The sequence below is a fragment of the Acinetobacter pollinis genome (genome assembly GCF_015627175.1).
GTDB classification, from domain to species: domain Bacteria; phylum Pseudomonadota; class Gammaproteobacteria; order Pseudomonadales; family Moraxellaceae; genus Acinetobacter; species Acinetobacter pollinis.
Genome location: NZ_VTDQ01000054.1, coordinates 1 through 12,605, shown reverse-complemented (window position 1 = coordinate 12,605; position 12,605 = coordinate 1). Strand labels below are relative to the sequence as shown.

At 34.1% G+C, this 12,605-nt stretch carries 12 protein-coding genes and 1 pseudogene; 5 read left to right on the top strand and 8 right to left on the bottom strand.

From position 1 onward, the window contains the following. A partial coding sequence (locus I2F23_RS12865; protein WP_213014676.1) for a helix-turn-helix domain-containing protein occupies positions 1 to 161 on the bottom strand: 161 nt, incomplete at its 3' end. Between the two features lie 94 nt (positions 162 to 255). Here I2F23_RS12865 and I2F23_RS12860 point away from each other — a divergent pair. The 4 genes from I2F23_RS12860 to I2F23_RS12845 all read left to right on the top strand — a co-directional run bounded on the left by I2F23_RS12860 (position 256) and on the right by I2F23_RS12845 (position 3,551). Continuing rightward, positions 256 to 999, top strand: coding sequence for a LysR family transcriptional regulator (locus I2F23_RS12860; RefSeq protein WP_195772984.1), 744 nt, complete (start codon positions 256 to 258; stop codon positions 997 to 999). A 143-nt stretch (positions 1,000 to 1,142) separates the two neighbouring features. Continuing rightward, positions 1,143 to 2,186 carry an isopenicillin N synthase family dioxygenase gene (locus I2F23_RS12855; protein ID WP_195772983.1) on the top strand — a complete coding sequence of 348 codons (1,044 nt, stop codon included), beginning with the start codon at positions 1,143 to 1,145 and terminating at the stop codon, positions 2,184 to 2,186. Next, positions 2,173 to 3,033 carry a MetQ/NlpA family ABC transporter substrate-binding protein gene (locus I2F23_RS12850; protein WP_195772982.1) on the top strand — a complete coding sequence of 287 codons (861 nt, stop codon included), beginning with the start codon at positions 2,173 to 2,175 and terminating at the stop codon, positions 3,031 to 3,033. Before I2F23_RS12855 ends, I2F23_RS12850 begins: the two co-directional genes overlap by 14 nt. Before the next feature lie 11 nt (positions 3,034 to 3,044). After that, positions 3,045 to 3,551, top strand: a complete 507-nt coding sequence (locus I2F23_RS12845; RefSeq protein ID WP_213014732.1) for an NAD(P)-binding oxidoreductase — start codon at positions 3,045 to 3,047, stop codon at positions 3,549 to 3,551. 500 nt (positions 3,552 to 4,051) lie between these two features. Here the strand turns inward: I2F23_RS12845 and I2F23_RS12840 are convergent, their stop codons facing one another. Then, entirely contained in the window at positions 4,052 to 4,915 is an 864-nt protein-coding gene (locus tag I2F23_RS12840; protein ID WP_195772981.1) for a DMT family transporter, read from the bottom strand. A gap of 229 nt (positions 4,916 to 5,144) precedes the next feature. Between I2F23_RS12840 and dusB the strand changes: the two genes are divergently transcribed. Continuing rightward, complete coding sequence (gene dusB, locus I2F23_RS12835) at positions 5,145 to 6,161, top strand: tRNA dihydrouridine synthase DusB (RefSeq protein ID WP_266096411.1); 1,017 nt, start codon at positions 5,145 to 5,147, stop codon at positions 6,159 to 6,161. On the opposite strand, the gene pgaD is transcribed toward dusB, so the two are convergent. The 6 genes and pseudogenes from pgaD to I2F23_RS12805 all read right to left on the bottom strand — a co-directional run. Beyond that, positions 6,158 to 6,619, bottom strand: coding sequence for a poly-beta-1,6-N-acetyl-D-glucosamine biosynthesis protein PgaD (gene pgaD, locus I2F23_RS12830; protein WP_228284826.1), 462 nt, complete (start codon positions 6,617 to 6,619; stop codon positions 6,158 to 6,160). The genes dusB and pgaD overlap by 4 nt on opposite strands. Continuing rightward, positions 6,612 to 7,868 carry a poly-beta-1,6-N-acetyl-D-glucosamine synthase gene (gene pgaC / locus I2F23_RS12825; protein WP_195772978.1) on the bottom strand — a complete coding sequence of 419 codons (1,257 nt, stop codon included), beginning with the start codon at positions 7,866 to 7,868 and terminating at the stop codon, positions 6,612 to 6,614. Before pgaC ends, pgaD begins: the two co-directional genes overlap by 8 nt. Then, on the bottom strand, positions 7,865 to 9,661 hold the full coding sequence (pgaB, locus tag I2F23_RS12820) for a poly-beta-1,6-N-acetyl-D-glucosamine N-deacetylase PgaB (RefSeq protein ID WP_195772977.1): 1,797 nt from the start codon (positions 9,659 to 9,661) through the stop codon (positions 7,865 to 7,867). Before pgaB ends, pgaC begins: the two co-directional genes overlap by 4 nt. Continuing rightward, complete coding sequence (locus I2F23_RS12815) at positions 9,661 to 12,045, bottom strand: PgaA family protein (protein ID WP_195772976.1); 2,385 nt, start codon at positions 12,043 to 12,045, stop codon at positions 9,661 to 9,663. The genes pgaB and I2F23_RS12815 overlap by 1 nt, the downstream gene beginning before the upstream one ends. Positions 12,046 to 12,255: 210 nt before the next feature. After that, a pseudogene (locus I2F23_RS12810) lies at positions 12,256 to 12,411 on the bottom strand (Lrp/AsnC ligand binding domain-containing protein); the annotation flags it as partial. Between the two features lie 11 nt (positions 12,412 to 12,422). Then, positions 12,423 to 12,605, bottom strand: a 183-nt coding sequence (locus tag I2F23_RS12805) for a transposase (protein ID WP_195772328.1), incomplete at its 5' end; no start/stop codon positions are given.

Sequence of the window (12,605 nt, the reverse complement as noted above, 5' to 3'; positions counted from 1 at the left end):
TTAAAAGGTTTGCGTGGGCGAGTTCTTTTAACCTCAATTCGTTTTTTCCAGCTCAAAATTGTATTTTTATCAATTTCAAATTGTGTCGATACCGCTCGTATGGAATATCCTTCCTCAAGCTTCGCTATCACTTTTCGTCTAAAATGTTCTGAATAACTCATTTTTAAATTGTCTTATATTTTTGATTGTTTGACTATAGATGTAGATCAGGCGACGCTTGGGAGATATTTAAATGAAATAGAAGCAGAGTTGAATATGAAATTATTCGTTCGCTCTAGAAATGGTGTACAACCTACAACCGATATGATTGGGATTTTACCGTATATAAATACGATACAAGATCAAATCCATGCTTTAGATCGTACTATTCATCAGTCTAAAGAGCAGGTTGCAGGTATTGTTAAAATTAGTACAACGGATAGCTTGGCTGTCGACTTCATAGCGCCCATGCTTGTTACACTTAAGGAAAAATACCCTCATCTTAAGGTTGAATTGATTACAACTATAGATACGCTCAGTCTAGATAAATCTGAAATTGATATTTCAATTCGTACATATAGAGCCACAGAATCTGATTTTATCGTACGTCATTTGGCAAGTTGGGAAGTGGGGTTATATGCATCTGAAAAATATCTAATAGATCATGGAATGCCTAATACCATAGACAACCACTTTATTGTGGCGTATCAGGAAGGTATAACAAGTAATTTAGACATAAATACAGTTGTTGGTGAGCCTATTCGAGCATCACAAGTGATCTCTAGAGTAAATTCAAGTCTTATATTGGCAAACTTAGTTCATTTAGGTGTAGGTATAGGGGAGTTGCCAACATATATTGCCAATAAACAGAAACTTATACGGATTTGGCCTGAGAAAAAAAGAAAAAACGATTATGAGGTTTGGTTAGCTTTGCATAAAGATACTTATAAAACACCTAGAGTAAGAGCAATTATTGATGAGTTAGTTTATATATTCGAAATGGAAAAATGCTCATTTTAAGTTATGATTTTAAGTAATAAGCATCTGAAAAAAATAGTTAAATAAATGTATAAAAAGAATAAGTAATCTATATTTTATTATTTAATTGAAAAAAATATTAGATGTAATCTCATGGTAGAAGATTTTATATGAGATACGTTTAAATGTACGATAAAAATAAGTTACCTATTTTAGATATGAGAAAATTTTATAATATAGAAGAACGACATATCTTTCTAAAAGAGTTGAGATATTTGGCGCGACATATTGGTTTCTTTTATTTAATAGGTCATGGTTTAGACCAAAAGCGTATAGATGAAATAAAAAAAAATACACATTTATTTTTTGCACTAGAACAAAAAGAAAAAGATGCAATTTCTATTGAAAATTCACCTCATTTTCGTGGCTATACTCAAATAAATGGTGAATATACACAAAATGCGCCTGACTCAAGAGAACAAATTGATATTGGTGCAGAGTTAGACTCAATTCCATTGACATCAGATCTTCCGATTTGGACAAGATTGCAAGGCCCAAATCAATGGCCTCAAGGGTGGCCAAATTTTCGAAATGTAGTGGAAAATTGGTTGTCAGATAGTCGCAGAATATCTATAGATTTGATTCATGCTTTTATGCTGGCATTAGGTGTAAAAGAAAATGTATTAGATCAGTTTATTTTAAATCAACCAAACGAGTCTTTAAAGCTGATTCATTATCCCAAAATGGCATCTGACTCACAAAATCAAGGTGTAGGGGCACACAAAGATACAAATATTCTGACACTCTTATTACAAGATGAAGTAGGCGGATTACAAGTTCTTTCTGAGAATGTATGGGTAGATGTCCCTTATGTTGAAAATGCTTTCGTTATCAATATCGGTGAGACATTAGAGCTAGCAACTGATGGTTATCTTGTAGCAAATACGCATCGTGTCATCTCTCCTAAAAATAAAGATCGTTATGCAATTGCATATTTTATTTCCCCGAATATTTTTTCAGGTGATCTCCCAGTTCTAGCGTTGCCACCAGAGTTAAAACTATTAGCAAACGGCACTACGAGTGATCCAAATAATCCACTTCTGAAAAATGTTGCTGAAAATAATATGAAAAGTCGACTTCGATCTCATGTAAATGTGACTAAGAAGTTTTATCCCAATATTTATAAAAATTTAAATAAAGAACGTGGTGATTTATATGAAAAACATTAGATGGTTAATTGGTATTGTTATTACTGTATTTCTAATTACGAGTTGCTCAAGTTATTTAAAACAAACAAATTCCAAAGAGAATATAAATACTCAAGGTGTTACTGTTGGCTCAACGGGCTCGGATGCCCAAATTTGGAAATATATTGCACAATCTGAACAAGCAAAAAAAGCAGGTCTAGATATTCATGTCAAAGAAATTAATGATGGTGTTGCATTAAATCAGGCAACAGTTGATAAAGAAGTCGATGTAAATGCGTTCCAATCTTGGGGATATTTAAAGGCTTTTAATGAAATTAATCATCATCAATTGGCTGCAATTGCAACAACATATTTAGAACCAATGGGACTTTATTCAAATAAATATCATCATTTAAATGATATTCCTGATGGTGCAATTGTTGCTATTCCCAATGATGCTGCAAATACTGCACGTGCACTGAGACTACTTGAGCAAGCTCATTTAATTACATTATCAGAAAAATTTAATTCTATTCGAGGGAATATTTCCGATATTATTGATAATCCTAAACATTTAGTATTTAAAGAAATACAAGGGTCAACGATCCCCCGTGTTCTTTCAGATGTAGATTTGGCAGCTATAGGTAATACGGTTGCTTTAGACAGTCACTTGAATGTATTGACACAATCACTTATTCATGAAAATGTAAGTGATAAGACAGCACAAAATATTAATGTCTTGGTTGTAAATAAAGAAAAAATAGGTGATGCAGGAATTAAGAAATTAGGCCAACTCTATCATGAGTCTTTTGTAAAAGAATATATAAAACAGAATTTTTCAGGGACTAAAGTAGATGTTGACCAACCTGTAGCCACATTACCTGAGTAATAGGAGTCAAAATGAGTCATGTATTTATTGTAGGTGGATCTGGCCAAGTCGCAAGAAAAGTAATTCAAAAGTTGCATCAAAGAAATGTAGCGGTCACTGCAATGTATAGAGATACTTCCCAAAAGGCCGAACTTGAGGAGTTAGGTGCAAGACCTGTATTTGCAGATTTAACAAAAAGCTCTCCTGATTCACTCAAAGACATATTAAAGATAAGTCAGGCCGACATTGTTGTATTTGCTGCGGGAGCTGGGGGAAAAGGTGGACAAGAAGCGACAAATTTAGTTGATGGCAACGGATTGGAAATAACAGCATTAGCAGCAGAAAAGGCAGGCATAAGAAAACTTATTCTTGTATCCGCATTTCCTGAAGCAGGAAGAACCAAAGATTTAGGAGATAACTTTGAAAACTATATGCAGGTAAAGAAAAAATCTGAATATTTTCTAACAAAAACACAATTAGATTGGATTGTTCTTAGACCAGGTACCTTGGTAAATGATATAGGGACTGTGGCCGTATAGAAGCTGGTGTAGCACTTCCATATGGTACGATTACAAGAGAGGATGTAGCACAAACTATTGTAAGTATTATTGAGACACCACAATTAAAAAGAAAAATTATTGAAATAATACAAGGAGAATATAATATTTCCGAAGCAGTTCATTCTTTAACTGAAAAATAAAACATAAAAGCCGATTTATAAAAATAAATCGGCTTGAGGGATTATGGATCCGTTGAGTAAATATAGTTTATAAAGTTAAAAAATAAAATAATACCTTGGTTGTATTTATTTTACTAAATGTTAATTTTAAGTTTTTGTTTTATATATGATAATATATTTAATGTTAAGATGATAATTATTATTATTTTAATAATTTTATTGTCAATGAGTGTTAAATAAATATAACTATTAATTCTAAATATTAAAAAATTGGTTTAAATGATTATCATGGTTTTTTAAAATGATCGACTTAATTTTAACTTCAAAAGATCTATACAGATCTTCTGAAGTTATAGCTTTTTATCTGGCATAATTTTTTGCGCCAACTACACATATAACAGCAGCTATAGTTACCAATAACATTGTCCAACTTATAGACTCATTGAGAAGCACACTCGCAACTCCAAGCCCTATAAATGGTTGGAATAGCTGAAGCTGACTAATAGCAGCAATTCCTCCTTGAGCTAATCCTCGATACCAAAAAATAAAACCAATTAGCATGCTAAAAATTGATACATATGCTAAGCCAATCCAAGAAGATACTGATACATATTCGAATGATTTAGGCATGGTAATTATAGCTATAGGTAACATAATCGGAAGTGATATTAAAAGTGACCAACTGATGACTTGCCATCCGCCTAGCGTACGAGAAAGGCGTGCACCGTCTGCATAACCTAAGCCACATAAAATAATTGCCATTAGCATGAGTAAATCGCTATTTAAAGACGTACTATTACTGGCTAAAAATGAGTAGCCTGCTACAAACATTGCACCCAAAAGAGAGAATAGCCAAAATAAAGTTTTTGGGCGTTCACCTCCGCGTATTACTGCGAAAATTGCTGTCGAAAGTGGGAGTAAACCGACAAAGACAATTGAGTGAGCTGAAGTTACATGTTTTAAAGCTAAAGCTGTAAATAATGGAAAACCTATTACAACACCTAGACTAGTTATAATAAGGGAAGGGAAGTCACTTGTTTTGGGTTGAGGTTGTTTTAAAATAATAAGTAGGAAAATTGCTAAAAATGCAGCAATTGTTGCCCGCATACTGGTTAGAAAAATTGGTGAAAAATCTTTAACGGCTATACGTGTTGCAGGAAGTGAACCTGCAAAGATGAGAACGCCAATAAATCCATTTATCCAGCCATTTGTAATATATTTCACTTTTGTTTTCCTGACTTAATTTCATGTCTAGAAGTGAAACATAGATAAAGATCATAGAATATGTACAATTCTATGCAGAGAGTAGTAACTGTTATGATCAATTAAACATAACAGTGAGCTATAAATAATATATCACTGCTTTGACACAATATTTGTTAGTATTACGCTGAGTTTGCAATATGATTTTAAGAGGTTTTAAAAATTGAGTAAAAACAATGTAATTAGAGAATTGTTTGATAGATCAATAGATAAGAAGATTTGGGTTGCACCGATGGCAGGTGTAACAGATAGACCTTTTAGAACATTATGTAAATACTTTGGTGCAGGTCATGCAGTTAGTGAAATGATGACTGCAGATAAAACCTTACGAATGACAAAAAAGAGTTTATATCGGGCTAATTTTGATGGAGAAATTGCACCAATATCTGCACAAATTGCAGGCTCTGACCCATTGGAGCTGGCTGAAGCTGCCCGTTATCAGGTGGCAAATGGGGCGCAAATTGTCGATATAAATATGGGATGTCCGGCAAAAAAAGTGTGTAATAAACTTGCTGGTTCTGCATTACTTAAAGATGAAGACTTAGTAAAACGTATTTTAGATACTGTGGTAAATGCAGTAGATGTGCCTGTAACATTAAAAACCCGACTAGGTTTTTTAAATGGACATGAAAATATTTTAAGAGTTGCAGAATGTGCTGAAAATTCAGGTATACAAGCTTTGGCACTACATGGGCGTACGCGTGAGGATATGTATTTAAATACGGCACGCTATGACTTAATTACTGAAGTTAAAAAAATAATTAACATTCCTGTAATTGCGAATGGAGATATTGACAGTCCTGAGAAAGCAAAATATGTGTTAGATGCAACAAAAGCAGATGCAATTATGATTGGTCGGGCAGCGCAAGGACGACCATGGCTATTCCGAGAAATTGCACACTACTTACGCACAGGCGAAAAACTCGCTGCACCTGAAATTATAGAAGTTCGTGATGTTCTTTTAGGCCATTTAAGTGAACTATACGAGTTTTATGGTGAATATTCAGGATGTCGGATTGCAAGAAAACATATTGCTTGGTATACCAAGGGGTTACATTCAAGTAATGAGTTTAGACAGCGTATGTACAAAGTAGAAAATACTGCACAACAAGCACAGGTTGTAGCGCAATATTTCAATCAACTGTTGGAACACGGTCATATTATGAGTGATATACAAATAAAACAGGTAGATTTATTAAACCCCTAGTTTAAATGTGACTTAACTAAAACACCGTTCATATCGTATTCTAATGTGATATTCGAATGTTTTTGTAAACATACCATCTCATTGGTTTTAAGATGGAACTGTCTTGCTAACTCATCATTTGATATGTTTTCTGGTTTCTTGCGCCGTTCATTTTTTCTAAATCGTAGCCAGTTATAACTTGCCCAACCGATTAAAGTAGAAGAGCAAATGAGAATAGCTAAACTAATTTTTAAAATATTATTTTTTTTTGCGACTAGGCCATCAATAAAAATATAGTGCTGAATGGTTTTAATTTCAAAGAACCATAACAGTAAAGTTATTAAAGGAAAAAGAAGCAACATAAAACACAGCCATCCTAAGCACTGAAGCACATATCCACTAAGCTTATTTCTAACGAAATGTGGTTTATCGATATATTTAGGAATGTCGAGTGGAGATTGATCTGGGTGATTATGCATTGCTATTGTCTCCATTGAAACCTCGATCGGGACTTACCCAACGAGCACGCTTCTTTTTTTGTAATAGTGTCTTAGGGGTTGCAACGATCGTCGTAAGTGTAATGATTAACCAAAAAAAGAGGGGATACCAGATAATCCAAAAATAATTTCTGATAAAACGATTTGATCCATCATAGCGTTTATCGATCCATAAACTAATACTAAATTGAATTAAGCAGGTGAGACCTAACAGAGCTCCATACCATTCTGGGAAAAGTGTTTTGATATAAAGAGCATCGGGGAGATTAAAATATAAGCCAATAAAAAATAGAATAAAAATAAATAGTATTGTATATGACCAAAGAATACTAAGAAGACTTTCAAGTGCGATAGGCCACATACGGCGTAATCTCCATTTAAAGATTTTTTGAATATAATCTTTAAGCACTTCGACACCGCCTTGTGACCAGCGTAATCTTTGTTTCCACAATCCTTTGAATGTTTCGGGCATATAGATATAGCAGAGTGCCTGAGGAACATATTGAATGTCCCAATGATCAAACTGTAATTTCCAAGATATATCAATATCTTCAGTAATTTTATCATCTGACCAAAAACCAACACGCGCTAAAGCAGTTTTACGAAACCCTGCAATTACACCAGAAATTGTAAATACTCTTCCGTATGTTCGTTGAGCACGTTTAATGAGTCCAATAATAGAAGAAAATTCTCCAACTTGGAGTTTACCTAAAAGGCTAGAACGATTTAAAATACGTGGATTGCCAGTGACGGCACCCACACGTGCCCCTGAAGTAAGTGGTTGCATCATCCATGTCACAGCATGCGGATGTAAAAGCGCATCACCGTCAATACAAATTACATACTCATATTGGCTAACCAACACACCTGATTTTAGTGCAATCGCTTTACCTTGATTTTCACTTAAATGAACAACTCTAAGTCTTGGGTGAATTTGCTCAAGTTCATCTAAAATTTGAGCAGTACGATCTGAACTTCCATCATTCACAGCAATAACTTCAAATGTTGGATAACTCGTTTGTACAGCATATTTTATAGTGTCTCGAATTTGAGATTCTTCATTAAAGCATGGAATAATAATACTGCATCCATCTAAGGTGGGCTGAGGTATGGGCTTAGATGTCTTTTCATGTTTAAAAAAGAACCATATACCACCAACAATCCAAATCCAAGCCATGAGTAATGGATAGAAGAATGCAAAATCAAATAAATATCCGAGCCATTGAATCATGGTTTGACTCCTTCTAAAAATGGATTTTTATACGTCAGTGGGCTCATATTTTGGCTTAAAGGATTATATAAATGATGATGTACACGTGCTGCATTGGCTAACGTATACGTATGAATACCAATATTTTGAATACCAATTCTTTGTGTTTCTCTTAAAATATGCTGTACATTTTTCCATGCTTCTTCATTTTTTAAATTATTAATATTGATATGAATAATTAATTTATTTTTACAGGCCTGTGGTAGCACTTTTAAGTGTGAAAGGTATTCGGCCATCTCAACTTTATTCTCGGGCTGGTCGAAATCGAGATGAATATAGTCAAACTTCATAATGAGTTGGGGAAGAGTTTGCTTTAAATATGGAAGAGCTTGTTTGTTTAGTTTTCCGTGAAGTGACAGTTTTGAGTCAATACTTACATTAGAGTGATACTCTGAAGAGCGCTGAATATTTTGGATTTCTTCTAATAGAGGGTGACTTTGACGAGCTTTTTCATCCATCATTACAATTTCGGAAAGTGTTTCACCTATATCAAAATCTAAACCTGAGATATTTGGATTATTTTTCATCAGATCGACAATGAAAGGCATTAAAGGCTGACCTGATGACTTAAACGTGCTTATTGGAATATGAGCATAGGTATTGATAAATAAGCGTGTTTTAGATTGCCAAATAAATCTGTTGAGTAAGTCTTGTTGAACGTGTAGTGTACGGTTTGGAAAAAAACTGACAACTCCCTGAGGCGTGTCCTTAATTACATCAATAAAAACACGATTGATAGATAGAGCCTGTATATTATTTAATAGTATGCCTAATTTTTGGTTACTTTCATCCTCTGTCTTGCCAACAAGGTCATCGAATCCAAGTGAAATACTGTGACCTTGCTCTATAAGTAAATCTTCGTGATAGTCAATAAGGTTAGATAGCTCTTGCTTAAGCTCTTCAGCAGTTGAGTTGTTTGTGACCAAAATACGTTTAAGTGTGCCGTCAGAAATATGATTAATGCCAGATTTTCCTAGACTAAATGAAAATGGTAATCCTGCTTCTTGTGCAATTTTTTCTGATTCTGGGGTAACTGCACCATAAGGCCAAATAATGGTTTTTACATGAATACCTAATTCTTGATCGAGGCGTGCTTTCGATTTTTGTAAATCATTTAAAATGCGTGTTTTATATTCTATATCTGTTTCATAACGATTTTCATGAGATAAATATTGCCTAGTTGTCGCTGCAGGTTGTTGGTTTCCTTGAGGGTTGGATAAAACACCTTCATGTAGACTATCTGAATGACTTGCAAATTCGACCAATCCTGAGTTTTGCATTTCTCTCATTTGCGGCCAAGACATTAAGTTATTTGTACCATAAGCTATTTCGCCATTAGGATTTCTTTTATCAATCCAACTTGTAACAATTGCAAAAACAGCAGGAATTTTATATTGCTTTAATAATGGAAAAACATGGGTGTAGTTACTCAGTGTTCCATCGTCAAATGTAAGAAGAATTGCATTTGCGGGTAAAGGTCGTTTCCCCAATCTTGCTTGGTCAATATCTTCTAAACGGATAGGATGCCATTGTGAGCGGTGTAACCAATCAAAAAATGCGACTAAATTTTTTGTATTGACTGCATATGGATCTTTGTCGCCAAATTTTTCGACATCATCTCGGACATCATGAAAATTAAATGAAATAGATTGATTGCGATCAAGAATATAAGGATCGTCCATATGACTTGGCTGACTGCTGTAAGCCCAAAGCGGCAGCAATCCGAAAATAGCCGCAAGAATTAATGGTTTCATTAGAAGCTTCCTTGTAATGCCAATAGACCATAAAGTCTATTTTTATCTTGAACGTTAAAAGTGGATTCTGCGAAACCAAAACCATATTGGATGCGCCAAGTACGATCGAATGCCCATTCATGTAAGTATTGAGCATTCCAAGATGCTCTCGTTCGGAGATATTTCTGATTAGACTGTCCAAAACCTATGTCTAAAAATTGTGTAAATTTTTGATCGTAGGATCTCCACGTTAACCATTCATGATGAACATTAACGTGTGTTGATAAGGAGTGCTCAGAATCTGAAAACTGCATATTTTGTATATGGTTTGAACTTAGACAGAATTTTATTTGTGCTTCAGTCAGATGATGAGCTGAAGAAAATAGTTGCTGTGTAAGGTTTGTAGAGAGATCTTGCTGACGATTTCTATATGGAAGTTGAATGTATTGATATGCAACTGAAAGTGAACGCGACTCATTGGTTCTGAATACTGTATTGAGGACGTATTGATGTCCACGCATATAAGGAAGTGTGGTCGTGGCACTATTATAATTTAGTAAATATTTAAAATAGTCGCTGAGATCTTGTTGCCACTCTAAATTAAATCCAATATTTTTTTGACCACGTTGCTGAAATATGCCTAAGTTTAAACTTTTTTGCTTTGAGGCCCATTCAAGACCTGCACCAGATTGCTTAGATAAGAATTGTTGATGTGGTGCATTGTTTGTGAATGTAGCATGTTGTGTATATAACCTATAATTGTCATAGATCCATGGAGAGTTCACTCTTAGATAGTGCTCAGGACGTTGGGTAGATGATTTTTGACTGAGTCCGAAGTTAGATGCATAACTCATTGTAAATTTTTGACGTGTTTTAAAGTCCTTAGCACTTTCTTGAATAGCCGTATCATCAGGGTAGAGTAAAGCCAAACTGCTGAGCTGTTGCTTCCATAACTGAATATTTCCTATAGCTTGTGAGTTTTGCAGTTCATTGATACGAGTTGTTTTATCTGTATTATTTTTTCCATTTAAACGTTCTAAGGTTTGCTGAGATGCTATGAATAAGCCTCTCCACCGTTGTACAGTAGCTAAGTTGTTAATATAAGCTTCATTATTTGGCGACTTTTCAAGAATGTTATAGAAATACTGTTCGGCCTGATTTAAATGATTCTGATATCCATAATTCAATCCTTTTAAACTAATATATTCATAACGATCAGGTGCTGTAGTTTTGTCTACACCCTTAGCATGGCTATAACGAAACGTTGGAATGAGTGTATCTATTTGTTGAGCGAGCAAATCTGCTGATTTGTACTTCTCTTGCTCTAAATAGCTGTAATATAGACCTGAGTAAACCTCGATGTCTGCATAGTTTTTCTCTAGTAACAAACTCTGGTAGAGTGGTTCAGCTTTAGCAGGCTGTTTTAAATATAAATATGCATTTGCAATTGAATGTCTAACATAGGCAGGCATTTCAAGGAAAGATCTATTTAATTGATGAGCATAACGTAAAACGGCTGTGAAATTTTTTCTTAAGCCTAGTGCATAAATATAGTTATAGTAAAAGGGTAAAAACTGAGGGTTTTCAGGTGTTAATAATGATTTAAGTTGCTCGGCATTATTCAGTATTTTATCTAAAGATTGAAAGCTAAAACTTTCAGACTCGCCCTTATCCAATAAATATTTATAGTTTGAAAAAGCATTATTAATACCTTGATTAAATGCCGATAGTTGAATATTCAGTAAGAGTTCGGGGTGTGTTTTATTTAAAGATGATTGTTCAATCACTTGTAATGCTTGAGATGAGTTATCTAAAGCCATCAAGGTATAGAGATATTCTTCCGTAATTTGTGGATTATTTTTATTTTTTTCATGAAGAGGATAAATGAGGTTTAAGCTTTCTATAGCATGATGAGAAATTCTCCAAGCATAAGAAGACTGAATTTGTTGGTCTATACTTAGATGAGATAAACCAAGTTTACGTAAGTCTTGGATCGCATCTGAAAAATTTTGAGACTCGGCATTTAGAACAGCTTTTATGAGTAAAAGGTCATTCGATGGGTGATATGAATACATTTGTTCGGCAAGATGTTTAGCGAGTACAAATTGCTTTGCATTTCTTAAGCCTTGTAATGTTGGAATATATGCGTAAGTTGGATAGGTGCTTAGATTGATATAGTGAATATATTGGAGATCTTCTATACTTAATTGCTGGTATTTAGATTTTAAAGTAAAGTAATCTGCAAGGAGGTACGGATCTGTCGAGTGCTGATTGAGCAGCGCATGAAGTTGAAATAGTCCGTTATCCACCTCGCCATTATATATCATACGCACAGCGTATTCACGTTGGCTTATAACTTGTTTGTTTATAAGGTCTGTAGATGCTTCTACAGAAACAATGGACAAGCTCAAAGAAACATAGATAAGAAGAAATAAAAATAATTTAAACGGGTAAAGTGAGTGACGCATTCGCAATAAATGTGATTTGTGTCACACAATTGTACTATATATATTACATTTTACTTAGTAATAATATATTAAATGTATTTATTTCAAACTTAATGTAATTTATATATTTGAAATATAAATGAAAATTTTTATGAAACTATGAGGATTTTAATCGTTGAAGTGGGTTAACTCAGTCGAATTTTCAACTTTTAGAGGTCTTAACGCAAAAATTGACCGTGTATGGCGAATACCTGCAATTGAATACAGTTTTTTTCTTAAGAATTTTTCATAATGTTCAGCATTCTTTACCGCAACTTTGACTATAGTCAAACAATCTAATTACTCATACAAAAATGAAAAAACATCTGAAAGAGTCGATCAATACAATCCTCTTGCCATTCTTTTCTCTTTTTCTTAATCCATGCCCAAGTCTTTTCAATAGAATTCAAATCAGGGCTATAAGGCGGTAACCATAAAATCTGATGCCCATGATGTTCTAGTAACTCCTGTGTGTCTGC

Coding starts and splice junctions, on each gene's coding strand:
- I2F23_RS12860 (WP_195772984.1), top strand. CDS start 256: ATGAAATTATTCGTTCGCTCTAGAAATGGTGTACAACCTACAACCGAT.
- I2F23_RS12855 (WP_195772983.1), top strand. CDS start 1,143: ATGTACGATAAAAATAAGTTACCTATTTTAGATATGAGAAAATTTTAT.
- I2F23_RS12850 (WP_195772982.1), top strand. CDS start 2,173: ATGAAAAACATTAGATGGTTAATTGGTATTGTTATTACTGTATTTCTA.
- I2F23_RS12845 (WP_213014732.1), top strand. CDS start 3,045: ATGAGTCATGTATTTATTGTAGGTGGATCTGGCCAAGTCGCAAGAAAA.
- pgaD (WP_228284826.1), bottom strand. CDS start 6,619: ATGCATAATCACCCAGATCAATCTCCACTCGACATTCCTAAATATATC.
- pgaC (WP_195772978.1), bottom strand. CDS start 7,868: ATGATTCAATGGCTCGGATATTTATTTGATTTTGCATTCTTCTATCCA.
- pgaB (WP_195772977.1), bottom strand. CDS start 9,661: ATGAAACCATTAATTCTTGCGGCTATTTTCGGATTGCTGCCGCTTTGG.